The organism is Marinomonas sp. PE14-40 (genome assembly GCF_051623805.1).
Lineage (GTDB): Bacteria > Pseudomonadota > Gammaproteobacteria > Pseudomonadales > Marinomonadaceae > Marinomonas.
Genome location: NZ_CP130700.1, coordinates 1,839,047 through 1,863,816, shown reverse-complemented (window position 1 = coordinate 1,863,816; position 24,770 = coordinate 1,839,047). Strand labels below are relative to the sequence as shown.

Annotated in this window: 23 protein-coding genes; 9 read left to right on the top strand and 14 right to left on the bottom strand. The window is 40.2% G+C overall.

Features of this window, described 5'->3' with window-relative positions; translation table 11 throughout:
- Positions 1-19: 19 nt before the first annotated feature.
- Positions 20-262 carry a PP0621 family protein gene (locus Q0A08_RS08505; RefSeq protein WP_438466283.1) on the bottom strand — a complete coding sequence of 81 codons (243 nt, stop codon included), beginning with the start codon at positions 260-262 and terminating at the stop codon, positions 20-22.
- A gap of 71 nt (positions 263-333) precedes the next feature.
- Here Q0A08_RS08505 and Q0A08_RS08500 point away from each other — a divergent pair, with 71 nt between their 5' ends.
- Positions 334-1,983 carry an NAD+ synthase gene (locus Q0A08_RS08500; protein WP_438466281.1) on the top strand — a complete coding sequence of 550 codons (1,650 nt, stop codon included), beginning with the start codon at positions 334-336 and terminating at the stop codon, positions 1,981-1,983.
- Positions 1,984-2,072: 89 nt separating this feature from the next.
- On the opposite strand, the gene Q0A08_RS08495 is transcribed toward Q0A08_RS08500, so the two are convergent.
- The 3 genes from Q0A08_RS08495 to Q0A08_RS08485 form a co-directional block, all read right to left on the bottom strand.
- Entirely contained in the window at positions 2,073-2,939 is an 867-nt protein-coding gene (locus Q0A08_RS08495) for a PA4780 family RIO1-like protein kinase (protein WP_438466279.1), read from the bottom strand.
- Positions 2,940-3,066: 127 nt separating this feature from the next.
- The gene (locus Q0A08_RS08490) at positions 3,067-4,122 is read right to left on the bottom strand and encodes an aldo/keto reductase (protein ID WP_438466277.1); all 1,056 of its coding nucleotides are present in this window, start codon (positions 4,120-4,122) and stop codon (positions 3,067-3,069) included.
- A gap of 85 nt (positions 4,123-4,207) precedes the next feature.
- Positions 4,208-5,233 carry an AraC family transcriptional regulator gene (locus tag Q0A08_RS08485; protein ID WP_438466275.1) on the bottom strand — a complete coding sequence of 342 codons (1,026 nt, stop codon included), beginning with the start codon at positions 5,231-5,233 and terminating at the stop codon, positions 4,208-4,210.
- A 170-nt stretch (positions 5,234-5,403) separates the two neighbouring features.
- On the opposite strand from Q0A08_RS08485, the gene Q0A08_RS08480 reads away from it, so the two are divergent.
- On the top strand, positions 5,404-5,877 hold the full coding sequence (locus Q0A08_RS08480; protein ID WP_438466273.1) for a DUF962 domain-containing protein: 474 nt from the start codon (positions 5,404-5,406) through the stop codon (positions 5,875-5,877).
- A gap of 555 nt (positions 5,878-6,432) precedes the next feature.
- Positions 6,433-8,139, top strand: coding sequence for a methyl-accepting chemotaxis protein (locus Q0A08_RS08475; protein ID WP_438466271.1), 1,707 nt, complete (start codon positions 6,433-6,435; stop codon positions 8,137-8,139).
- A gap of 85 nt (positions 8,140-8,224) precedes the next feature.
- On the opposite strand, the gene Q0A08_RS08470 is transcribed toward Q0A08_RS08475, so the two are convergent.
- The 8 genes from Q0A08_RS08470 to Q0A08_RS08435 form a co-directional block, all read right to left on the bottom strand.
- Positions 8,225-8,602 carry a DUF2750 domain-containing protein gene (locus Q0A08_RS08470; protein ID WP_438466269.1) on the bottom strand — a complete coding sequence of 126 codons (378 nt, stop codon included), beginning with the start codon at positions 8,600-8,602 and terminating at the stop codon, positions 8,225-8,227.
- A 145-nt stretch (positions 8,603-8,747) separates the two neighbouring features.
- Positions 8,748-9,764 (bottom strand): adenosine deaminase, encoded by a 1,017-nt coding sequence (locus Q0A08_RS08465; protein ID WP_438466267.1) that lies wholly within the window; start codon positions 9,762-9,764, stop codon positions 8,748-8,750.
- A gap of 15 nt (positions 9,765-9,779) precedes the next feature.
- Entirely contained in the window at positions 9,780-10,661 is an 882-nt protein-coding gene (gene xdhC / locus Q0A08_RS08460; RefSeq protein WP_438466265.1) for a xanthine dehydrogenase accessory protein XdhC, read from the bottom strand.
- Positions 10,662-10,739: 78 nt separating this feature from the next.
- Positions 10,740-11,090, bottom strand: coding sequence for a hydroxyisourate hydrolase (gene uraH / locus Q0A08_RS08455; RefSeq protein WP_438466263.1), 351 nt, complete (start codon positions 11,088-11,090; stop codon positions 10,740-10,742).
- A gap of 141 nt (positions 11,091-11,231) precedes the next feature.
- On the bottom strand, positions 11,232-12,299 hold the full coding sequence (locus Q0A08_RS08450) for a BMP family ABC transporter substrate-binding protein (protein WP_438466261.1): 1,068 nt from the start codon (positions 12,297-12,299) through the stop codon (positions 11,232-11,234).
- A gap of 96 nt (positions 12,300-12,395) precedes the next feature.
- Positions 12,396-13,328, bottom strand: coding sequence for an ABC transporter permease (locus Q0A08_RS08445; protein ID WP_438466259.1), 933 nt, complete (start codon positions 13,326-13,328; stop codon positions 12,396-12,398).
- Between the two features lie 13 nt (positions 13,329-13,341).
- Complete coding sequence (locus tag Q0A08_RS08440; RefSeq protein ID WP_438466257.1) at positions 13,342-14,415, bottom strand: ABC transporter permease; 1,074 nt, start codon at positions 14,413-14,415, stop codon at positions 13,342-13,344.
- Positions 14,412-15,989: an ABC transporter ATP-binding protein gene (locus tag Q0A08_RS08435; RefSeq protein ID WP_438466255.1), complete on the bottom strand. Its 1,578-nt coding sequence runs from the start codon at positions 15,987-15,989 to the stop codon at positions 14,412-14,414. The genes Q0A08_RS08440 and Q0A08_RS08435 overlap by 4 nt, the downstream gene beginning before the upstream one ends.
- A gap of 416 nt (positions 15,990-16,405) precedes the next feature.
- Here Q0A08_RS08435 and puuE point away from each other — a divergent pair, with 416 nt between their 5' ends.
- The 5 genes from puuE to rlmM all read left to right on the top strand — a co-directional run bounded on the left by puuE (position 16,406) and on the right by rlmM (position 21,278).
- Positions 16,406-17,314, top strand: coding sequence for an allantoinase PuuE (gene puuE, locus Q0A08_RS08430; RefSeq protein ID WP_438466253.1), 909 nt, complete (start codon positions 16,406-16,408; stop codon positions 17,312-17,314).
- Between the two features lie 51 nt (positions 17,315-17,365).
- Positions 17,366-17,893: a 2-oxo-4-hydroxy-4-carboxy-5-ureidoimidazoline decarboxylase gene (gene uraD, locus Q0A08_RS08425; RefSeq protein ID WP_438466251.1), complete on the top strand. Its 528-nt coding sequence runs from the start codon at positions 17,366-17,368 to the stop codon at positions 17,891-17,893.
- A 386-nt stretch (positions 17,894-18,279) separates the two neighbouring features.
- Complete coding sequence (locus Q0A08_RS08420) at positions 18,280-19,371, top strand: GGDEF domain-containing protein (RefSeq protein WP_438466249.1); 1,092 nt, start codon at positions 18,280-18,282, stop codon at positions 19,369-19,371.
- A 72-nt stretch (positions 19,372-19,443) separates the two neighbouring features.
- Complete coding sequence (locus tag Q0A08_RS08415; RefSeq protein WP_438466248.1) at positions 19,444-20,124, top strand: TIGR01621 family pseudouridine synthase; 681 nt, start codon at positions 19,444-19,446, stop codon at positions 20,122-20,124.
- A 101-nt stretch (positions 20,125-20,225) separates the two neighbouring features.
- Positions 20,226-21,278, top strand: coding sequence for a 23S rRNA (cytidine(2498)-2'-O)-methyltransferase RlmM (gene rlmM, locus Q0A08_RS08410; RefSeq protein ID WP_438466246.1), 1,053 nt, complete (start codon positions 20,226-20,228; stop codon positions 21,276-21,278).
- A 51-nt stretch (positions 21,279-21,329) separates the two neighbouring features.
- Here rlmM and Q0A08_RS08405 read toward each other — a convergent pair whose 3' ends face one another.
- Positions 21,330-23,012, bottom strand: a complete 1,683-nt coding sequence (locus Q0A08_RS08405) for a L,D-transpeptidase family protein (protein WP_438466244.1) — start codon at positions 23,010-23,012, stop codon at positions 21,330-21,332.
- 27 nt (positions 23,013-23,039) lie between these two features.
- The gene (locus tag Q0A08_RS08400) at positions 23,040-23,291 is read right to left on the bottom strand and encodes a YkgJ family cysteine cluster protein (RefSeq protein ID WP_438466242.1); all 252 of its coding nucleotides are present in this window, start codon (positions 23,289-23,291) and stop codon (positions 23,040-23,042) included.
- 215 nt (positions 23,292-23,506) lie between these two features.
- Here Q0A08_RS08400 and Q0A08_RS08395 point away from each other — a divergent pair, with 215 nt between their 5' ends.
- Positions 23,507-24,760 (top strand): diguanylate cyclase, encoded by a 1,254-nt coding sequence (locus tag Q0A08_RS08395; protein ID WP_438466240.1) that lies wholly within the window; start codon positions 23,507-23,509, stop codon positions 24,758-24,760.
- Positions 24,761-24,770: the final 10 nt, after the last annotated feature.

The window sequence follows — 24,770 nt, the reverse complement described above, 5'->3', positions numbered from 1 at the left end:
GAAGTTTCCTATTCTCTAATTATTGGTCTTCTAAATAGTGTTCTTTACTACAGTAGAAGTGATTGTTCTGGCCTTTAACTGCATGGCTTCTTGGGGTGTAAACACCGCAGACCTTACAGGAAATCATTTCCTCTTCAGGATGACTTTTGTTTTCTTTTTTATTTACTTGTTCGCTTCTTTGGTTGATGAGGGCACGAATATTTCTAAATAGCCACCAGAGTAGAAGAAAAATAAGAGTAAAAACAATTAAGCGTACGATCATCAATATTCCCTTTATTGGGTAACTTAAACATAACAAATCTATTCTAACAGACTTGATAGGATAACAAAGCAATGACCTTAAAAGTAGCGATGGCCCAGGTTGATATGTTGGTCGGTGATATTAAACAAAATAGCCAAACAGTTATTGCCGCAGCACTTAAAGCAAGAGATGAGGGCGAGGCTAGAGTGATTGTTTTTCCTGAGCTGACCTTGATGGGTTACCCACCTGAAGACTTACTATTAAAACCCAGTTTAGAGCAGGCAATTGAACTAGCATTAGATGCCGTATTAGATCAGGTGAAAGATATCTATGTGATACTAGGTTATCCAAGGCATGTTGACGGTGCTTTATTTAATTGCGCTGGTGTGCTGTTTAATGGGGTTTTAATCGCGGAATATAATAAACAGAAATTGCCGAACTATAGAGTGTTTGATGATAAGCGCTATTTTGAAGCGGGAAACCAAGCTCTGGTTGTTGATATTGATGGTATTCGAATTGGGCTTAGCATCAGTGAAGATATCTGGCATCAAGAGCCGAGTGCTTTAGCAAAAGAAGCGGGCGCACAAATTATTTTTAACTTAAATGCTTCACCTTTTCATATGGAAAAGGTAAATGTCCGCGAAGCATTACTTCATAAGAGAGCGTTAGAAGTAAATCTCCCCATTCTTTACGTTAATTACATGGGAGCTCAAGATGAGCTAGTGTATGAAGGCGGTTCATTTATTGTTGATCACAAGGGGGTGAAGGTGTTTCAAGCCCCTTGGTTTGAAGCGGGTTTGTATTATGTAGAATTAAGCGCTCATTTTTCTGTCACGCTGCGTGGCGAAGAGACATTCCTTGTTGAGCCATTAAACGGTGCTTTGATCCCTAATTTATCGACTGAAAGACGTCTCTATCAAGCCTTAGTATTAGGTTTACGTGATTATGTTGAAAAGAATCAATTTAAAGGAGTGTTAGTCGCCTTAAATACCCATCTCGAATCAATACTGACCTTTGTTATTGCAGTTGATGCTTTAGGTGCTGATAGAGTGAAAGCTGTGCTCATGACAGACGAAAGCACAAGTGAGATAGATTCTGGAGCCTTAATAAGTATCGCAAATAAATTAAATGTAGGAATTGAGCGAGTTGATATTGAACCTATGATGCTTGCTTATCAAGTGATGTCACCATTAGGTGGGAAAAAGCGCAAAGGCTCGGGAGCTAAATTAAAGGCGCGTATTCGAACCTTAACCTTGATGACAATGGCTAGTTCTTTAGGGGTGATGGCATTATCGAGCGTGAATAAAAGCGAGATGGCGCTAGGGTGTACCACTTTATATGGTGGCATGTCTGGAAGCTTTTCAGTGTTAAAAGATATTTTTAAAAGCCAAATTTTTAGTTTATGCCAATATCGAAATAGCGTTAAGCAAGTTATTCCGTCCAATTGGTTGCAAGAAAACGCTTTAGATCAAGATGTTATTCAATTACTGGATATTAAATCTATCCGCGACTATCAAGTACTGGATCAGGTGCTTGATCTCTATATAGGGCAGAACTTAAATTTAGAAGAGATAGTGACGCAAACACATATTAGTTATAGCAATGTATGTCGAATATTGAGTTTAGTCGACGCAAGCGAATTTAAGCGGCGCCAATCACCTCTGGGAGTACGAGTGACACAAGCAAGTTTTGGAAGAGATCGACGTTATCCGATTTCAAATGGCTGGCAACTAGGTGAATGAAAAAGAGAGGGTAGTTTTGTACCTAGAAATGAAAATAGGAAGGTGAATTACCACCTTCCCATGGTATCGTCTTGTTCTTTGATACGGCCTTACTCTATTGCCTCTCCTTCACTAGCAAAGCGAATACGTTCGACTCTCTCTTCTTCTTCTGCGAAAGCGGCTTTGATCTCTTCAAGTACACTATCAACATCAGCAGAATCACTTGCATCTTCAAATAGGCCTGTTAATTGAGTTTCTGGCGTGAGCTTTCCGTCTTCATACAGTGACCACATCTCTTCTGCATAGCGGCTGTGCTTCAACTCAGGCGCATATTGGCCGTAATATAAGGCCATATTTTCTACATCGCGTTTTAACATGTCGAAAGCGCTGTTATTCGCAGCGGCATTGACTGCTTGAGGCAAGTCAATGATCACAGGACCATAACTATCAACGAGCACATTAAACTCGGAAAGGTCTCCGTGTATCATGCCAGCACATAGCATGAGTTTGACATAGTGCATAACCAGTTCATGGTCTTCAATGGCTTGCTCATAGGATAAAAACACATCACTTAAACGTGGTGCTACATCACCCTCATCATCAGCAACTAGCTCCATTAATAGCACGCCATCATAACACCCATAAGGCTTGGGTACTCTGACGCCAGCAGCAGCTAATTTATAAAGAGCATCCACCTCGGCATTTTGCCAAACCTCTTCCTGTTGAGCTCTGCCATATTTTGACCCTTTCTCCATCGCGCGCGCGCGCCGGCTATTGCCAACTCGCCGGCCTTCTTGATAAAGAACGGCTTTTTTGAAGCTGCGTTTAGCGGCTTCTTTGTAAACTTTGGCGCACTGAATTTCGTTATTGGAGCGAACCACATAAACATCGGCTTCTTTGCCGCTCATGAGACGACTGATAACTTCGTCTATCAAACCGTCTTCAACGAGAGGCTGTAATCGTTTTGGTATTTTCATGAGGCCGTTTTACCTTATTTACTGTCTTTTGTGAATACTAATCACAAAAGACAGTAAAGGTTTCCTTCTGATATTAGATTTTAATGTGATTAAGATCTCTATTTACTTAAGTAAAGCATTGAGTGAATTAAAAGGGAGCAGGGAACTGACGAAATACAGAATTAACATCTTTTAGTACTTCATCGCTAAGGCTTAACTCAAATGCACTTAAATTCTCTTTTAGTTGAGGCATGCTGGTGGCACCAATAATCGTAGAGGTGACGCCGTCTACTTGATCACACCAGGCAAGCGCTAGCTGGGCGGGAGTTAATTGATGTTTCTGCGCTACATTAAGATATTCTGACACGGCCTGGTTAACTAGGCCGGTGTCTCTAAAGAGCCCGTGACGTTGGGTAGCAAAGCTCCAGCGAGCCCCTTCTGGTCTTGCGCCATTTAGATATTTACCCGTTAATGCCCCCGTTGCTAGAGGTGACCAAGGTAAATAGGCTATATCTTGATGGATACAATTCTCAATGAGATAAGGCCAGTCTTTAGCATGCAATAAACTAAATTCATTTTGGATGGAAACTGCTCTTGCTAGCTGGTGCTTCTCGCTCAAGTTAATGTACTCATTGATGCCCCAAGGGGTATCGTCAGATAATCCATAATGACGTATCTTGCCTGCTTTAATACACTCATCAAGGGCTTGAAGAACTTCCAGCATTTGATTTGAATGTTCTGCACCATCAATGTCACTGAATGTCACAGTGCCTGGGTGATGCTTGGAAAAATGAGGTGTTGTGCGGTTCGGCCAATGTAATTGGTATAAGTCGATGTAATCAGATTGCAATCGAGCCAAAGAGGCATCGACAGCGGCAAAAATGCCTTCAGCACTAAGGGGGGCTCCTGAGCGAATGTAAGGTAAACCTGGTCCTGTAATCTTTGTGGCTAAAATAAATTCACTTCTACGTTCTGGGTGGTGTGATATCCAATCACCAATAATTTCTTCAGTACGGCCATAGGTTTTTATAGTAGGAGGAATAGCGTACATTTCGGCGGTATCAATGAAGTTTATTCCTTGTGCTAGAGCATACTCTATTTGCTCATCAGCATCTTTTTGTACATTTTGTGAGCCCCAAGTCATAGAGCCTAAACACACTCTAGAAACGGATAAATTACTACTGCCTAGTTTTGAATATTGCATATACCTAGCTTCCTATTAGTAAGGCTATCTCGAATTATAATTAACTTATTGTTTTATATGATGGGGAGAAAAGTTGAAAAATCTACTAATCTCCTACATCACTTAACACTGTCTTTTCTTGCCTTAAGGTTTGAGGTGTTTTGTTAAACCAGCGATTAATTGCACGATAAAATGTTGAGGATTCTGCAAAGCCCAGTTGCAGAGCAATGGCCTTAAAGGCGAGGTCAGTTTCTTTGATTAACTGTATTGCTTGATCGCGTTTATGCACATCTAATAAGGATTGAAAACTGGTGTCTTCCTCTTGTAGGCGTCTTTGTAGCGTACGAGGGCTAACGTTTAAATGGTCTGCAATTGTTTTTTTGCTCAGGTTAAGGTGATGATACTGACCTAATGCGAATAAGGTCTTATCACGCCAGCTTCGGGTTTGATGGCTGAGAAATAGGGTTTGAGCATGGGATAAATGTAATTGATTTAAGCTAGCATCACTGTCTATTAACTCTTTATCTAATAAGGTGACAGGGAAGTAGATACAGGTTTGCTGTTGATTGAACTCAGGAACCAAGCCAAAGACATTTTTATAGGCATCTGAATCTGATGTCATCCCATGTTCAAGCATTACCTTGTCAGGGACTAAATCCTTATCTCCAACTAACCAACGAGTAAAGGTAAGTAAGAGTGTTAGAGCTGATTCGTATTGATGACGACTGAAAGGTGTTTGATCAATCTGGGGAGTGAAAACAATGCATATTTTATTTCTTTGATAGCACAAAGAGAGACTCGCAGCTTCCGTAATGAGGGGTAAAAACTTGATGAAGTGCTGATAAGCTTCTTTTAAATTTGGGCTGGTCATAGCAAGGTAAGCTACCACATGAAAATAAGACGGTCTAAAGACTTGTCCCATTATCAGGCCAAAGTGTTCATGGTTGCTTAATTTCTCGGCTTGAAACCAAATTTGCTGTGTTTCTTGTAACGAGAGGTATTCCGGTTTGTTTTTATCTAAATCTAGCGTTATTTGTGTTTTAGATAAGATCTCTTCTGTTTCAATACCGAGTGACTTGGCCGAGGCAAGTATGGCTTTTATCCAATGGATTGAAACACGCTTTTTAAACATCATTGCACTCATAGTGAATAGGTAGGGCTAGATTATCTTGCTTTGGCTCGTTAGGTCAATGAAGAGTGCTTCTTGGGCGACTGTTTTTCCTGAGGGTCTTGTTATCTTTAATAAGAGTGGCCTTGTGATCTAGGCTGATGAAAATTCAAAATAAAAATAAGGTGGTTCAAATGTCCAAATCTATGCAAACTTGGCTTGATGAGTACGGAGAGAGTCATCAAAACAAGCTAAACAAAGCTATTCATTGGTTTTGTGTTCCTCAAATTGTTTGGACTGTCATGGTTTTTATGTATGTCATACCTGTGCCAGACCTAATGACTTCGATTTCACCTTATTTAAACTTTGCCTCACTTGCCTGTGTATTTACTTTGATATTCTATTCAAGACTGTCTTTTTCATTAACAATTGGAATGACAGTCTTTCTGTTGGCTTGCTATTTTTCTATGCTGGGATTTGAATCTCTCTTCCCCGGTTTTTTATTAACCTTTGCTCTTGTATGGTTTGCCTTTCTCTGGTTCTTACAGTTTTATGGACATAAGGTTGAAGGGAAGAAGCCATCATTCTTTAAAGATCTACAGTTTCTTATGATAGGGCCAGCTTGGTTAATGAGTTTTATCTATCTCAAAATGGGCCTTAAATACTGATTGCTGATCATTATTTTCTTTAAGTAAAATATTGAACGGTTAGTTTGAGGAACTGCTTAAGAGCGATCTGTCAAAGCTAGGTTTGAAGCCTAGATCTATAAATTAATTTTATTCAAGTTAAGTTAAAAGAGAAGGCCTGCTTCTCTTTTAACACTCACCTTACTGGTTTTTAACAACCAAGCCTTTTCTACTTCTATACGAAAAAATCATTATGCGGCTTCGTTATTGTTCTTATGAATAAACTGTATTTGTAGTGTTTTGTTTTGATTGTTTTGAAAGAAACTGAACAAAGAAATAAGATTCAGCTTTTGAAATGTGGAGAAATTTAACCTAACTATCGATTTAATTGTTTTATTTTCTATTATGATGAAAAAAAATTTTCTATAATTGCTCGCCACTGTTACTAAGTGTTATTAAATGTGCGCTTTGTTAATTATGCGTTATTTGAAAATGAACCCTTTTTTAGCAAATTAGAATGGCTGTTTATACTTTATAAATAGTGATTACTTATTTGTTAAGGAGAATTCATTGTATTTTTCTTTATAAGGTCCTTAGATGAAAATTAAAACTCGATTAATTGCTATTCTTGTCGCCATTATGGTGCTCATGCTGATAGCAATTCTTTGTCAGAATATTGCTACTTACAAGAATGATGAACAAAACGAGAGTAGTCGTACCCGTTATTTATCTTATTTATTAGCCGATGAGTTTAGGCAAACATCCTTGGACCTTACTAGGTTAAGCCGCACTTATGTGGTGACAGGTGAGCAAAAATATTGGGATGCTTATTGGGATATTGCGAAGTGGCGTGCTGGTGATAAAGCTAGGCCAAATAATGTGAATCCGGCTTTATATCCAGGTCAACGTAAAAAACAAAGCGATATTATGGAGGAGCTACACTTTTCTAAAACTGAATTTAGATTGCTTGATGAGGCAACCAAAAGTTCTAATTTATTGATCGCAACAGAAACTCAAGCAATGGAGTCAATTCGCCATGGCCGCCTTGTTGAGGGGCCTTTTAAGCCTTATTCAGGGGAGTCTGTAAAAGCGTTTGCTGCAAGGATTGTATTTGATAATCAATACCACCAAGAAGTAAACGCTATTTTTAGCCCGGTTGATAAATTCTTCAAAGCGTTAGATCAGAGAACAGCTGCTGATTTAGCGCAGTCTCAAGCTTCAGCTTCTCTTTGGCTAAAAGCGGGCTTTGCTAGCCAAATTATTGTTGCTCTTCTTATTATTAGTTTGATCTTCTTTATCATGCAGGCTTTGTTTAGACCTCTTCAGTCAGCCATTAACGCTATGCTGAATATTGGTGAAGGGGATGGTGATTTAAGTAAGCGTCTTAATGATCAGGGAACTAATGAGCTATCGACTCTCGGTCGAGGTTTTAATTTGTTTGCGAATCAAATTCAGCATGTTGTGGTCGAGTTGCGTCAAGTCATTGATGATATATCTTCTTCCTCAACACAGCTAAGTGCGACAGCTAATTCAACAGATAAAGCTGTTGCTGAACAAAAAGTGGGAATAGAGCAGTTGCTGGTGGCTTTGGAGCAAATTCTACCTGCAGTTCAAGAGGTGGCTACAAATGCAGCTAAAGGTGCTGACTTAGCCAATACATCTGATAAAGCAGCGAGTAAAGGTTTGCTAGTTGTGGATGAAACCATTCAAAACATTCATCTATTACAATCTGATATTGATAGTGCTGCTGGGGTTATTAATAAATTAGCTCAAGATTCAGATGATATTGGATCTGTACTGGATGTTATTCGTGGCATTGCTGATCAGACTAACTTATTAGCGCTGAATGCAGCGATTGAAGCTGCTCGTGCTGGTGAGCAGGGGCGTGGTTTTGCCGTTGTTGCGGATGAGGTTAGAACCTTGGCAAAACGAACACAAGATTCAACGTCTGAAATACAGCTGATGATAGAGAAGCTGCAAACAGGTGCTAAAAATGCAGTAGAACGTATGGATGAAAGTAAATCCCGTGCATTGGCTTGTGTTGGTAACAGTCGTGATTCAGGGGAGTCGTTGACAGAAATTACCACATCCGTCGCTTCGATTAGCAATATTAACCAACAGATTGCCGCAGCAACCGAAGAGCAAAATACGGCAATAGAAGAAATAAGAAGAACGGTTGAAGTGATTAATGAACACGTTGAGAAAACCGCTGCAGGTTCAAAAGAAACGGCACATAGTAGCCAGCATACAACTGAGCTTAGTTTGAAAATTCAAACCTTAGTTGGAAAATTTAAAACTGACTGATTGAACCATGAATAAAAAAGCCCGATTGTTTGAGATAAACAATCGGGCTTTTTGAGTTTTCATATTTGCTATTTGCTATTTGCTATTACGAGAACTTAACACCTATGTCTGTCGCGAACTCTTCAGGGCTGACAACAATGCCTTCTCCTGCTAGGTTTGGGGCAATGCCAAGATTGAATCCATCCTTGGCCATACCTGGTAACCACTTCTCGACAAAGTCAGTAAACTTAATATGTAAAGCTTGGGACTTTTCATATTCGCTTCCACGCCACTGATTGGCTAACTCCTGGTCATGCCATATTGGTAATACCTTGTCTTTACCTAGATCGACAAGGATACAGCCATCTTCATCATGCAACACCCAAAGATCTTTTTGCTGTTTACAGTGGCTCATAATGGCGTCATAACGAGAGTTTGTTTGAAGACGAAAAAAAGTTTCGATTTGTTGGCTGTCAAAGCCCATTGCTATACCTATAAGTTTAAAATTTTCATCATAATATCATATTGAATTGGGACGAAAATCAAAAATTTGTGTTAATTGAAAGAATGGTGAGTATAGAGGCAGGTGATAATACGCTTAAGCGAAATAAAATATCCTGCCCGATTTTCTATGCAAATAGAGTATCTATTTGATTTAAAAAAAGTTGTCGCCTATCTGGGTTGATCCAAGCACCGCTAAAGCTATTTTTAGCTAACTGTTTAAGTTCATCTTTTGTCAGTTCTGATTGCTCTATCAATACTTGATAATTGTCATTCATGTAGCCACCAAAATAAGCAGGGTCATCAGAGTTAACCGTTGCAGCTAGGCCTTTATGGAGCATTTCTTTAATAGGGTGCTGGCTCATATCATTAACGACACAAAGTTTTTTGTTTGATAAAGGGCACACAGTTAAAGTTAATTGCTCATGGTTAATACGTTGGACTAGCTCATCATCTTCTAGGCAGCGATTGCCGTGATCGATACGATCAACTTTAAGTTCATTCACTGCTTGCCAGATATATTTTGGTGGCCCTTCTTCACCTGCATGAACGGTTACTTTTAAACCTAAGTTCTTGCAGGCTTTAAAGACCCTTAAAAACTTTTCAGGAGGATGGCCAAGCTCAGAGCTATCTAATCCAACGGCATAAATTTTCTCAAGGTGAGGGATTGCTTGTTCTAAGGTGTTAAATGCGCTTTCTTCACTTAAATGTCTTAAAAAAGACATGATGAGCTTAAAGCTCATTCCCCAGTTTGTTTCTGCTTCTTTTAAAGCACGATAAATGCCATTGATCTGGGTAGAGAAGGATATACCTCTTTCAAGATGGCCTTGTGGGTCAAAAAATATTTCAACATGCACCACGTTTTGGCTATGAACTTTGGTTAAATAAGCAAAAGTGAGCTCGTAAAAGTCCTGTTCGGTAATAAGAACTGACATGCCTTGATAGTAGAGATCGAGGAATTCTTGTAGATTGCTAAAAGAGTATGCTTGTTTAAGTTGTTCTATTGAGGTGTAAGAGAGAGATATCTTATTGCGTAGGGCAAATTCAAACATTTGTTCAGCTTCAAATGTACCTTCAATGTGCAAATGAAGCTCTGTTTTTGGCATGTTAAAAGCAAGGTCTAACAAATTCGATTTTTCTATCAAGAGGAGATCCTATTCTTATTTTGACTCCGTCTTGCTTTCGGCTTTAACGCTTTGTTCCTGCGACTTAACATCGTCTATTATATCCAATGACTCTATCTGAGTATTCTCTGCCTTGTTCTGCTTATTTTCAAGCTCTGCACGGACTTTTAATATGTGAGCAAGCGTTGAAATAGCAATTTCGCCTGGTTGTTTTGAAATGATTTCAACTTCACCCATAGGGCATTGCATGTGAGCAATCTGTTCTTTGTTAAAGCCCTTGTCTCTCAACCTATGCTTGAAACGAGCACTTTTCGTTTTTGAGCCAATGACACCTAAGAAAGCACTATCTTCACGTTTTAAAATCGCTTCACTCAGTTCCAAATCTAACTGATGATTATGGGTAAGAACTAGGTAGTAGGTATTTTCAGGCATATCGGCAATTTCATCGACAGGGTAATCGCTGATAATTTGATTCACATGCTGTGGGATGTGTTCTGGGTATTCGTCAGCTCGGCTGTCAACCCAACTAACTTGGCAAGGCATTTGGCTTAGACAGTTGATGATAGCTCGACCTACATGGCCTGCACCAAAAATTGCTAGGTGAAATTTTGGTTGGATAACGGTTTCAAATAACACGGTTACAAAACCGCCGCAGCATTGCCCTAGTGTTGCGCCAAGAGGAAAATCTTGGGTCACAATTTGAGCTTGATTTTGTTTAAGTTGTTGGCGAGCACTATCAATTGACTTAAATTCAAGATGACCACCACCAATCGTGCCAAAGCTGTGATTAGCCGTCACTAGCATACGCGCACCCACTTCACGGGGCGTAGAGCCTTTGATTGAAAGTACAGAGACCATTACAAAGTCTATCCCTGACTGCTCCAATCTTGCCGCTTCTTTGATCCAATGAGTATTCATACTTAAGTCTTCTTTATCTGTCGTAAATTAAAAGTGTGCCTAAAAGAGGGTATTCATACCCTCTTTTATTGTATCAAACTAGCTGCCGCGATATGTGCTGTAGCTGTAAGGAGATACTAATACTGGTACATGATAATGGCTGGTCACATCATTAATGCCAAAACGTAGGACTACATCATCTAAAAATAGTGGTTCTTCTTGCTGAATACCAAGGCGACGATAGTAATCACCGATTGCAAACTCAAGCTCATATTTACCTTTCGCAAAATCTGCTTCAGCTAAAATTGGGCTATCACAACGACCATCACTGTTTGTTGTTGTTTCTGCAATAAGCTCTTTTGTGTCGCTAATCTTAAATAGCTTAATTGCAACACCGCTTGCCGGAACACCATTTGTTGTATCAAGTACGTGAGTGGTTAAATATCCCATGTTACTTTCCTTTCGTTATTCTTGATTGTGAAATTATAGTTTCATATATTAACCTTGGTAACAAGAATTGGCTAGTATCGTAAACAAAAAAGGGGTATCAAATTGTGATACCCCTTTAAATTCAACAAAATAGGTTAGAAATTAATTCGGCATTTTAGCCTTGATACCCTCCACATACCAGTTTACTTGTGAGAGTTCTTTATCTGTTAGCGTGTGATTTGCCTCAATAACCAGTTTGCCGCTGTTGTCTTTTATCGGTCCGGTGAAAGGCTTAAATTCGCCAGAGCGAATAGCGTTATAGGTTTCATCTATTTTAGCTCTTACCTCTATTGGTAGGTTTGTATTGATAGAAGAGACATTTAGCATATCGTCTTTAAAGCCCCCCCAAAAATCTTGAGGCTTGTAAGTGCCGTTCATGACGGCTTGAGTGGTTTTTAAGTAGTAGGGGAACCAGTTATCTCTGATTGAAAAAATATGCGCATCTGGTGCAAAGTGGCTCATGTCTGAAGCTTGTCCTATGCCCTTAATGCCTCTTTTTTGGGCGGCAATAAGAGGGGCTGGGCTATCTGTGTGCTGTAGCATAATATCGACACCTTGGTCGATTAATGCGTTGGCAGCATCTGTTTCCTTGCCTGGATCATACCAGGTGTTAACCCAAACAATCTTAATATCAATATCTGGATTGACTGTTTTCGCGCCCATATAGACGGCATTGATATCTCTAAACACTTCTGGGATAGGGAAAGAGGCAATATAGCCTATGGTGTTTGTCTTGGTTAGCATGCCTGCTGCTACACCAGAAACATAGCGCCCTTCGTAAGTTCTAAGTGCGTATGTCCCCATATTCTTTGAACGCTTATAACCTGTAGCATGTTCAAAAGTCGTTTTCTTGAAACGCTTTGATACCTTAAGTGTTGGATTCATAAAACCAAAAGAGGTGGTGAAAATGAGGTCGTTTCCGGCTTTGGCAAGTTGTGTGATGACTCTTTGTGCATCAGCCCCTTCAGGTACGTTTTCGACGAAAGTGGTTTCTATCTTGTCGCCGAAGAATGACTGTAGCTCTTCTCGCCCTCGGTTGTGTTCATAGCTCCAGCCATGGTCACCAATTGGACCAACATAGACAAAGCCGACTTTAAAAGGCTCTTCTGCTTGCGCTAGATTCATACCTGTGACTAAACCTAATCCGACTAACAAAGATCTTAATTTCATTTTCACTCCTTCGCCCTAAGGCATACTAAGTTTTGAAACACTTATTGGGATACTACAAAGTTGACACATTCCTTAATTGGTTAAGTTCAGCAAATTTTAGGCCATTTGCCTTGGATCGAAAGGCTTACCAAGAGATCTTGGGGCCAAGAGTTTTTCTTTGAATTTATCTGCACTAATGATAACCATCACTAAAACAGTGGCAACATAAGGCAACATAGCCAGTAGGTTGGGGGAGATTGACCAGCCCATACCTTGTAAAACTAGATGCATAATACTGGCTAAGCCAAATAAATAAGCTCCCAACATAATGTTGCCTATGCGCCAAGAAGCAAAAACCACTAATGCCAAGGCGATCCAACCACGACCTGAAGACATATTTTCAATCCACATGGGTGTATAAACTAGCGACATATAAGCGCCTGAAAGGCCAGCCATAGCACCGCCAAACATAATGGCGCAATATCTCACTCTTAATACTTTAATACCGATCGCATTAGCTGCATGAGGGTTTTCTCCAACCGCTTTTAATACCAGGCCAGTTCGAGTTTTATTTGCGACATAAGCGACTATGCCTGCCATAGCAAAGGACACATATACAAGCAGATCATGAGTAAATAAAACTTTACCCAGTATTGGAATATCTGATAACAGGGGAATAATGATAGGTTGAAAGCCTTGTACTGTTTGTCCAACCACATTGGCTCCGACAAAGGCACTCAAGCCTGTACCAAAAATAGTAAGGGCTAAGCCTGTTGCCACTTGGTTTGCGCCCAGTTGCAGCACTAAGAAGGCAAATATTAAACTCATGATCATGCCCATAAATATAGCACCAAATATACCTAAGCCTGCCGAGCCAGTTGTATAGGCTGCTAGAAATCCCACCACGGCCCCCATTAGCATCATGCCTTCTTGACCAAGGTTTAAAACACCAGACTTTTCACAAATAACTTCACCTAATGCAATGAAAAGTAAGGGGGTTCCTGTCTTGATGGCTGCAAATAAAATTTGAGTGATAAAATCAATGTCCATAATAATGTCCAGCCTAGTTTTGATATTGGGAGTTTGAAGGGAAGGTCAAACGATAGTGAATAAAGAAATCACATGCTAACAAGAAGAAAAGTAGGACTCCTTGAAACATACCTACAACAGCAATAGGGATCCCCATTTCTATTTGAGCAAGGTCACCTCCCATATACAATACCGCCATAAAGGTGGCTGAAAGCAATGCTCCAAGGGGGTGTAGACGACCAAGGTAGGCTACAATAATGGCAGAGTAGCCGTAGCCTGGAGAGATGCCGGGAACCAGTTGACCTATTGGGCCTGCGACTTCAGAAACACCCGCAAGCCCTGCTAGAGCGCCTGCAAATAACATGACTGCCCAAGTTAATTTAGTCTGATTAAAGCCAGCATATCTAGCAGCAGGCTCGTCTGCTCCAAAGACTTTAATCTGAAAGCCTAAATGGCTTTTAGCCAGTACAAAGGCTGCAAAAATAGCTAATAAAACAGCAAAAATAATGCCTATATGAGCGCGGCCATCCTCATTTAACAGAGGTAAGATTGTGGCATCTGAGAAAATAGCCGATTCAGGAAAGCCAAACCCATCAGGATCTCGTAATGGACCATGTACACCCCATAAAAGCAGGTAGAGGGCGATATAATTAAACATTATGGTGGTGAGTATAAGATTAGAGTTGAATTTAAGTTTTAAGAATGTCGGGATAGCTGCCCATATCATACCGCTAAAAATGCCTGCGACCAGAGTAAGAGGAAGAGCAAACCAAGCTTCTGAATCAACAAATTGAAGCGCCATTGCGCTGCCACCTAGTGCCCCAATAAGGAGCTGCCCTTCTGCGCCAATGTTCCATAAATTAGCGCGATAACAAAGAGAGAGGCCGACTGCACAAAGTAGTAAAGGGCCCATTTTGACGAGCATTTCGCTAAAGTTGTAAGCATCAGATAAAGGCGCTATTAGAAGCAGATGCATTGCTTGAAGTGGATCTTTATCAAGCAGGCTAAATAAAATAGACCCGAAAATAAGTGTCAGTAAGATGGCCAGTAAAGGTGAAGCGAACGACATAAACTTACTGGGCTCAATACGAGCGGTAACTTGAATCATGCTGAAGCCTCCTTACTTGGTATACTTGTTTCGCCGATAAAAGTGCCTGCCATCCATTGTCCTATCTGATCAATGTTAGTGTCTTCACACCGTACGACAGGGGAAAGATAGCCGTCACATACTGCTGCCATGCGATCAGCTAACAAGAAGAGTTCATCGATATCTTCTGAGACGAGTAAGATGGTTGCTCCTTCATCTCTTAACTTTAATAGGGCTTGATGTATAGCTAAAGCCGCGCCAACATCTACACCCCAAGTAGGATGGGCGCATATAAGAACGTTAGGGTTTTGGCCAATCTCGCGGCCCATTATGAACTTTTGTAAATTCCCGCCGCTTAAACTTTGTGCCTCTGAGAATTCACCATGGCATTTTACTTTAAAGCTATTGATAAGCTGGCTGGTGTAAGATTTAAGACCTTTCCAGTCAACAATGCCTTTGTTAATAAAGCCTTTTGAATGGGTGAGTAGGGTGTTCTCACTTAAGCTCATATCTGGAACAGCGCCACGGCCAAGTCTTTCTTCTGGCACATAGGCCATGCCAAGTTGTCGGCGTTTTCCCGCACCTAAGTTACCTATAGGGACTTGATTAAGTTTAATCATTTCAGGTCTAGCTCTGCTGTCTTCACCACTAATAGCCGACATAAGCTCTTCTTGGCCATTGCCTGCTACACCTGCTATGCCTAGGATCTCTCCTGCGATAAGCTCAAATTGAATATCTTTAAGTTGTGTGCCAAAAGGCTGAGCGCTTGGAAGGTTTAAGCTATTTATTTCTAGGCAAACTTGATTGCCTGTTTTTTTGGTGTAACCGGCATCTTGGTCTGCTAGATCTCCTACCATCATTTTGGCTAAACTGGCGGGTGTTTCCTCTTTAGGGTTGCAGGTATCGACAACTTTACCTGCTCTTAAAATGGTTGCACTTTCGCAAATTTCAGTGACTTCATGCAACTTATGGCTAATGAAGAGTATGCTGCAACCTTCTATAGAGAGTTGTTTTAATACGACAAATAAACCGGCGACTTCCTGTGGTGTTAAGACCGAGGTCGGCTCATCTAAAATGAGCAGTTTTACAGATTGGACCAAGCAGCGCATTATTTCGACTCTTTGTCTTTCGCCTATTGAAAGTGAGTGAACATACTTATCAGGGTCAACATTTAAGCCATATTGTTTAGATAATTGGCTGATACGTTGAGGTAAGTTTGGGATGGCTGCAAGTTGGCTCTTGCTTAAACATAGTTCGATATTTTGGCTAACGCTGAGTGTCTCAAAAAGCGAAAAATGCTGGAACACCATTCCAATGCCCAAATCTCTGGCATTTGCTGGATTACTTATTTTGACAGGTGAACCTTCCCAAATAAGCTCTCCTGCGTTCGGGGCGACCACACCATAAATTGCTTTTACCAAGGTGCTTTTTCCTGCACCGTTCTCACCAAGTAGTGCATGAATTTCACCATTTTCAAGTGACATACTGATATTGTCATTGGCAAGGCAGCCAGGATATTCCTTTGTGATATTCTTTAGGATGAGGCGAGCTGGAGCGGTATTTTCTTCGTTAGTTGTATTCGGTGTCTCTATCACAATCACATCTCTACTTATTTTAAGCACACAATATTAGTGCTCAGATTTAAGTTGATATAATCCCAGCTCTGCTTAAGAGGTAGGGTACTTATAAAGTCTGAGTGCTGAACAAAAACAAATTTAATGATCAAGTATTAAGCTAAGCAAAAAGAGTGCCTAACTAGATTTTCCTATCTTGATGCTAGCTTTAGTCTAGTTGAAACTGAAAAATTGAAAGAAAAAACATCTAAATGTTGAAATTTTTGTTTCAGGTATTCAATAATTGCTCCATTTATTTTAAAGTTAGGGCATAAAGAATTATCTAACATGGAATTGAATTTATTCATCAATCGATAACATGCTCATATTTTTTTAACGTATCTATTTAGTTTTAACAACTATAAATTTAAAAAGAAATTTTCACGGAGTGCCACTTTATGTCTGATTACCCAAGAAACTTAACCGGCTATGGTGCCAATCCACCACACCCTAAATGGCCTAATAAAGCGCGAGTTGCTTTACAGTTTGTATTAAATTACGAAGAAGGTGGTGAGAACTGTATTCTTCATGGTGATAAAGCTTCAGAAGCGTTTTTGTCTGAAATGGTGGGTGCTGATGCGCGTGAAGGTGTTCGCCATATGAGTATGGAGTCTATTTATGAATACGGAAGCCGGGCTGGAGTATGGCGCTTACTTAACCTATTTAAAGAGATGGATATCCCACTCACTATTTTTGCTGTCGCAATGGCACTAGAGCGTCACCCTGATGTAGCTAAAGCATTTGTTGATGCGGGACATGAGATTTGTAGTCATGGTTATCGTTGGATTGATTATCAGTATGTGGATGAGGAAACAGAGCGTGAACACATGCATAAAGCGATTGAAATTATTGAACGCTTAACAGGAAGTCGTCCGCTTGGTTGGTATACAGGCCGTACTGGTCCAAATACTAACCGCATTGTGGCTGAAGAGGGTGGTTTTTTATATAACGCAGATGATTACAGTGATGATCTCCCTTTTTGGAAAGATGAAGCTGGTACTCCCCAGTTAATGATTCCATATACGCTAGACACTAACGATATGCGTTTTGCCGCTCTTCAGGGTTTCAATACGGGAGAGCACTTCTTTCAATACCTAAAAGATGCTTTTGATACATTATATGCAGAAGGCGCAGAGTCACCAAAGATGCTATCTATTGGCTTGCATTGCCGTCTTATTGGCCGTCCTGCTCGTATCGCTGGCTTGCGTAGATTCTTAGAGTATGTGAAACAGTTTGATGATGTTTGGTGCTGTCGCCGTATTGATATAGCTCATCACTGGCGTGAAAACTTCCCTTATCAGAAATAATGCCGATTAACTCGAAGTGCTAATTTTCAGTGCTTCTAAGCAAGAGAATAGATGATGACAATTTTAATTAATAAGCCGAGTGAATTAAGTAAAGAAGATTTCATGGCACAGTTTGCTGGTGTGTATGAACACTCTGATTGGGTGGCTGAATTATTATGGCAGCAACTTGAGGTGAGCGTTGAAAAGCAATGCTTTGATACTGTTGATGCGATTGCCGCTCAAATGCGCCAAATTGTAGACACCGCAAGTTATGACCTTAAATTAGCGCTTTTACGAGCTCACCCAGATTTAGCAGGTAAAGCGGCATTGGCGGGTGAACTAACTGACGACTCTACTTCTGAACAGGCTGGAGTGGGCCTTGATGAGTTAAATGAAGAAGAGTTTCAGCGTTTTCAGCATATCAATGATAGTTATAAAACTAAGTTTGAGTTCCCTTTTATTATGGCGGTAAAAGGGGCAACAAAAGTGCAAATTTTTGATGGCTTTGACGGCAGGATAGATAACAGTGTTGAAGTAGAGTTTGCCCGGGCAGTTAATGAGGTTCACAAAATTGCAGGCTTTAGGTTAGCGGAAAAATAACTTGTGTATTTATGAGTCGTTTACAGATAAATACTCATATTTTTAAATGAATAGTTTCATTAAAAAGGCTGTTAGGGAGAAGTTCTTCTTAACGGTCTTTTTTTATATCCGTGCTTTTTATGAATTTGCTAAGTTGATGAAAATTAAGGAAAGTTGGAATTTTGTTTTAACTTCTTATTAAATTTTCATGCTTTATCACAATAAAGGTGTATTTTTTAAAAGCAATTTGGCATATAGGGTAGGCTTTTTAATGGCGCTTCTGTAAGATAGTCGTTCGGTTTTTAATCATTGCTGAAATGATACTGTTAAATTGTATTAATGTTTTTAACGTGTTTTTTTGTTAGGTGTTTGATAGAAAAAAGCAGCAGCGTGGAGTTGGGTGAGTTTTGAGTCGTATCCGAGCTTGTATAGATCAATTTTTAGGCCTCGGCGTTGGTGTTGATGCTGATAGTAGTTCCTACCATGTACAGGTTGTAAATTTATCATATTTGCTAACCTTTGCGGCTTTTCTGATTCTTTTTATCCCTAGTCTTCAGCTTAATAACGTTTTCCTTCTTGTATTTGAAATTTTATCGCTTGGCTTTTTATTGTTTGGTTTGTACCTGAATATTAATCAGCGCCAAAATTATGCGGCGATATTATTTCCTGTCATTGTGATATGTAATACCTCTGTCAAAACCATGGTGTTTTATGGTGTTGATAGCCATCTTCATTGGTTCTTAGCGGTTATTGGTGTTTATGTGTATACGGCTTTTAGTCGTGAAATTAGACATTGGCGTGTTCCTTTTTTGATTGTCAGCGTTGCTATTTTTATTTTGTGTTATGCCTATCCTAATTCGTCTCAAATTTTGATGACTCCAGAGCAGCAAGTCGTTGTGAGGAACTTAACTTTTATTATTACGCTTGCCGCGATTAGTGGGGCAACCGCATTAGTTGTTGGGCGCCTTAGACGAGCTAATTCTGATTTACGAAAGCTTGCTGAGTTAGATGAGTTGACGGGGATCGCTAACCGTCGCAAAGTGCTTGCAGATGCTGTAAACATTTATGCTGATGCTGTTATTAATATGGAATCTTGTGTTTATGCCATCGTTGATCTTGATCATTTCAAAAAGATCAATGATACCTATGGTCATGAAGCTGGCGATGTCGTATTAAAAAGTGTTGCTGCTAAGATGGATGAAACAATCAGACCTTCGGATAAGTTAGGGCGTTATGGTGGTGAAGAATTTGTTGTCATCATGCCTGATACGGATATAGCGCAGGGGTTGCAAGAAATGGATCGTTTGCGCCAAGAAGTAAGTGATATGCTAATAGAAACTGATATGGGAGTGGTTGTTCCTGTCACTCTAAGTGTTGGTTTATCTGCAATCTCACTTGAAACAAACCGTTATGAAGAGATTCTTGCAGAAGCGGATAGTGCGTTGTATAGCGCTAAACGCGAAGGTCGTAATCGAGTTTCCGCATATACTAGTTTTTAGCTAAGTCCCCTTTTTTTATTTTTAAGCATGCCTTTATAGTCATGTTTAACTTTCCTTATTAGATCAAATTCTATGTCTATTTTACCTTACGTACTTTGTCGAGAAGCAGATTATTGGGTTGTTAATAAGCCTGCTGGTATGAGTTTTCATGCTGAAAGCCAAGAGTTGGGGTTTATGCAATGGATGCATGAGCATTATCCTGATCAAACTTTTTATCCAGTACACAGGTTGGATAAAATTACTTCGGGCTTGATCCTGTTAGCAAAAAACAAACAGGCTGCTCAAATGTTTGGGCAGATGTTTGAGCGGCACTTGATGACTAAGTTTTATTTAGCGATAAGTACAAAAAAACCAAAGAAGAAGCAAGGTAGTATCAAGGGTGGAATGCAGCAAGGTCGCCGTGGTAGTTGGATGCTTAACCAGACAAATGAAAACTTTGCACATACGCAGTTTTTCTCCACACCTTCAAAACCTGGTGTTCGGTTATTTTTATTAAAACCTAGAACCGGTAAAACACATCAACTTAGAGTGGCTTTAAAAAGTATAGGTGCACCTATTCTTGGTGATGTTCGTTATGGTGGTGAGGTGTCTGACAGAGGTTATCTGCATGCTTTTTATTTAAGTTTTGATTGGTTGGGTGAGACTAAGGTTTATCAAGCTGCACCTGGCTCCGGAAAGGAGTTTGAGTGCGTTGAATCTGCAATGCTTGAGGCCGGTTTTACTTCTCCTAGCGAGTTAGTTTGGCCTAAATAATCTTATTAATCTCAAACTTTCTTGTGGCTTATAAATTAAATCAGGATTGCCTGAGACTCTTATATTAAATCCTTGTAGAATGCCCGCCAGAGGTAAATTTAATGAAAAATGTTTTATTGTATTGTCGTCCAGGCTTTGAAAAAGACTGCGCCGGAGAAATTACTGAATTGGCATCAACTCATGGCTTTTATGGTTATGTTCGCATGCAACCAAAGCAAGGCTTTGTGGTTTTTGTAATGGAAAAAGCGGATGCGGGTGAGTCTCTAATTGATGCGCTTTCCTTTTCTGATTTAATCTTTGCTCGTCAAATTATTGCAGTGAATGATGAAATTAGTATGGGAAGTGGTGGTCGTGTTGAGGCCTTGCTTGATGCGGCTAAGCAGTTGCCATTAGCCCAGGATCTTTGGATAGAAACGGCAGATACAAATGAAGGCAAGGGGTTGGCTGGTTTAATTAAAAAACTGGATAAGCCATTACGTCAAGGTTGGAAAAAAGCCAGTTTGCTAAGAACTAAAGCCGTTGGTATTAGGCATCATTTGTTTCTTGTCAGTGGGGAGCTTGCTTACTTAGGTGTATCTAATGCCAAGTGTCGTAGTGAGTTTCCGCTTGGAATTAGAAGGCTAAGGTTTCCATCTAATGCGCCTAGTCGCTCTACTTTGAAACTTGAAGAGGCTATGCATGAGTTTGTACCAGCCAAGAAATGGCCGGTTTTGTTGCGAGAAGGTATGACTGCTGTTGATTTGGGGGCAGCACCAGGTGGTTGGACTTATCAATTGGTTGAGCGTGGTATGCGTGTAACCGCTATAGATAATGGGCCTATGGGTGAGTTATTGATGGCGACAGGTTTGGTTGATCATCAAAAGGCGGATGGTTTTAAGTTTCAACCACCAAGACAAGTTGATTGGCTTGTATGTGATATGGTTGAGAAGCCGCAAATGGTTACAGAGCTAATGGCTAAGTGGCTTAGTCAGGGTTGGACTAGGCGCAGTATTTTTAATCTTAAGTTGCCCATGAAAAAGCGCTTTCAAGAGGTCTCTACTTGTTTGGCTCTGCTAAAAAATTCGCTGGATAAAGCGGGGCGTCAATACGAAATTCAGGCAAAACATCTGTATCATGATAGAGAAGAAATTACTGTGTGCGTTATCTGTCATTAAAGTTGATTTCATATCAGTAAAAAGGCCAATCATTTGATTGGCCTTTTTACGTTATATTGCAGAGTTTTCAGGAGAGGGGAAGTATCCCATGGCTTCTTCCATTAACTTGTCTCTTTCGTAAATATCTTTTCTAAAGCCCGGCATTCCATTTCTATCAGGCACTACAGTGAAGTAGACAATATAAACTGGCAATTGTTTGGGTAAGCTCACAATCTTGGTTTGCTTTGATTGAATCGCATTTTGTAACACTTCAACTTGTTTGCTGCCTGCGATTAGGTTGTTGGCAAATAGGTCTGGCTCTTCAAGGCGAATGCAGCCAGAGCTAAAAGCACGATTAGACTCTTTGAATAGGTGTTTTGCAGGTGTGTCGTGTAGGTAGATTTCGTTCCTATTAGGGAACATAAACTTGTAAAGACCTAACGCATTGCCTTCGTCTGGTGTTTGCTCAAACCGATATTTCAGCTTTTGTGGTGTAATTTTCTTCCAGTCGATCTGGCTTGAGTCAAGTTCTTTGGCACCAACTGTCCAGCTGGAATAAACCTTATAACCCTGTTCAAGTAGATAGTTAGGGTTTGTGTGTAGCTTAGGTAGTAAGCTCTCTTGTGCTATTCTGTGAGGAACTCGCCAAGTCGGGTTGGCAACCATATAGGTCATTTGACCTTTAAATACAGGTGTTTTACGTTCTTTTTTACCTATTACCGCTTTCATAGTAGAGTGCTGATCATTCAGGATGGTGTGTACTTTGTAATCAGTTAAATCTACCCAGATTCTCTCGGCTTCTAGCTCAGAAGGGAGCCAGCGCCAGCGTTCTAAATTATAGGCAATTTGCTTTGCTCTTAATTCAATTGGAACATTTAGCATCTCAATAGTTTGCGAGCCGGCATGTCCATCTGCCTTCAAGTCATGGCGACGCTGGAAGTTAATAAGCGCCTGCTTAACTTTTTTGTCGAATTTATCTTCTTGAATGGTTCTGGTGGAGAAGCGAATGTCTCCTAGTTGAACTAGGCGGGCTCTAAGTTGTGCGATTCTCGGGCCTTGGTCGCCTAAGGAAAGTGGAACGCCAGCAGAAACGCGGATGTCTTTTTGTTTGTTGGCAATATCTTGATAGTAAACTAACCACTTCTGTAAAACTTGGTAATTAGGGTGACGTGGTGCTAGTTGGGGTAGGTAGTTAACCATATCGCTAGTGGCGTTTAAGTAAAGTAGTTCTGACCACTGGCTTGTTGGGGCATCTAATTGCCAGTTAGGGTCTATAAGTTGCGGCTCGTAGCGACCAATGCTTAAGTCGTGGGCGTAACTTGATAAGGCAATTGTGGCGATAACATCTAGTTCGGCGAGCTGCTGTGTACTTGGTTGCTGAATGGCTAGATAGTCTTTAATTGTGCTGGTGTGATAATAAATGGGATTTAGGCCGTGGCTGCCAGCTTCTTCTAAGATATCAACTAATTTGTATAAGGAAGGGTTTAGGATATTATTTTCTATCCAAAAAGGTTTGAATTCTCTGAAGCGATAGGCGGCTTGAACGGCTTCATTTGGCAGAGCTTGTCCTGCAACTGGGGAGAATGCATTTACCATCATGCTGACTTGGCTAGTAACGCTTGTAGCGATTTGTTCGACACTAGGTGGTGTGACGACAAAATTACTCGGGCTGCTTTTGGGTTTCGGGGCTGAGCAGGCACTAAGTAATAATATAGCTAGTGCGCTAGCAAGTCCTTTTAAGGCAGTCCAGTTCATTCATATCTCCTTGGTGATTGACTCATATTAGTTGGTCATTGTTTCTAGTTCAGTAATTGTGATTAATGCCATGTCTCTGGTATCTCCACAAATATCTTTGTCAGCTTTAAAGTCACTGCATACTTTAGGTCGAGCATTATCTTCAAAGATATTACATTGAAAATCATTGAGAAGATGTATGCACCTTTCTCCTGCAGCTTTGCCATTAGGCATGCCTGGAATAGCAGAGCTTATTGATGGCGCTATACAGCAAGCTCCGCAAGAGGGTCTACATTGCATTCTTGTCTCTTAATTGGCAAAAGATAATTTTAACCTAAAACTATGTAAAGCAAGTGAAAAATATGTATTTTTTCGATTGTGTTAAGTAGATTGTTTTTTATAGGGATTTTGCTCTGTAACCATGTTAACTAATGTAATATTTGGTGTATTAAACTGTCGCTTTTTCGTCTGCCCGTGTATTGTTTATGTGTCTAGTTCCCTTATATGAAATGAATATGAAAGAAAAAATCCTTTTGGTTGAAGATAGCTCTGTGGTGCTAAAGGTACTTAAGCATTTGGTTGGTCAAAATTCAAACTTTGAACCTGTTTTAGCCAATAGCTATAAAGCGGCATTGGAGCAAATTGACATTCATGGTAATGACTTATTTGTTGCAGTTGTTGATTTGCATTTACCTGATGCGGAAAATGGTGAGATCGTAGATGCAATGCTTGAAAAGGGGATTCCATGTGTTGTGTTAACTGGGACCTATGATGATAATCTACGCCTGTCTCTGCTTAATAAAGGTGTTGTGGATTATGTGACTAAAGATAGTCGCTATTCATATCAGCATGTTATGAAGGTGGTTGAGAGATTACGTAAAAATGTTGCAATTAAGGTATTAGTAGCTGAGGACTCGACAACCAGTCGAAACTTTATCAAAACTTTATTGCAGCAATATCGTTTTCAGGTAATCGAGGCGAAAGATGGGCAGGAGGCGCTGACTATCTTGGAGTCGGATGACACCATTAGTATGTTAATAACCGACCACAATATGCCTATTATCAATGGCTATGATCTAGTAAGGATGTTGCGACGTAACATGCGCTTTCAAGATTTGGTAATTATTGGTTTGTCTTCTGAAGGTGATTCATCGTTAACCGCAAAGTTTATTAAGTCAGGCGCAAATGACTTTCTTAAAAAGCCTTTTTACCATGAAGAATTCCACTGTCGAGTGATACATAACTTAGAAGCGCAAGAGATGTTAAATACCATAAGGGATTTGGCGAATCTAGATGCGCTTACAGGCCTTTATAATCGCCGTTATTTGATGGCTGAAGGGGAGAGTTTCTATCAGGGGGCGGTGGCTGCGCATAGGCCAATCCATGTTGTCATGATAGATATCGATCATTTTAAGCAGATTAATGATAATTATGGCCATTTGATTGGCGATAAACTCTTGGAGGCTTTTTCTGAACTTTTAAGTGAGTTTTTCTCAGACTCCTTAGTTGCTCGTTTTGGTGGTGAAGAATTTTGTGTGCTAAATGATGCTTGTACTGTGGAGGGAATCTCTCAGCGCTTAAAGGCATTGAATGAGTGTTTGGATGCTCGGTCGTTTACCAGTGAAGAAGTGAAAGTGACTTATAGTGGTGGCGTAGTGAGTGAAGTTTATGAAAACTTAGAAGGTGCCGTAAAAGTGGCGGATACACGTCTTTATTTGGCCAAGAACAATGGTCGGAATCAGGTTTGCAGTTTAAGTGAAGTTGGTTAGTTTTAATAAA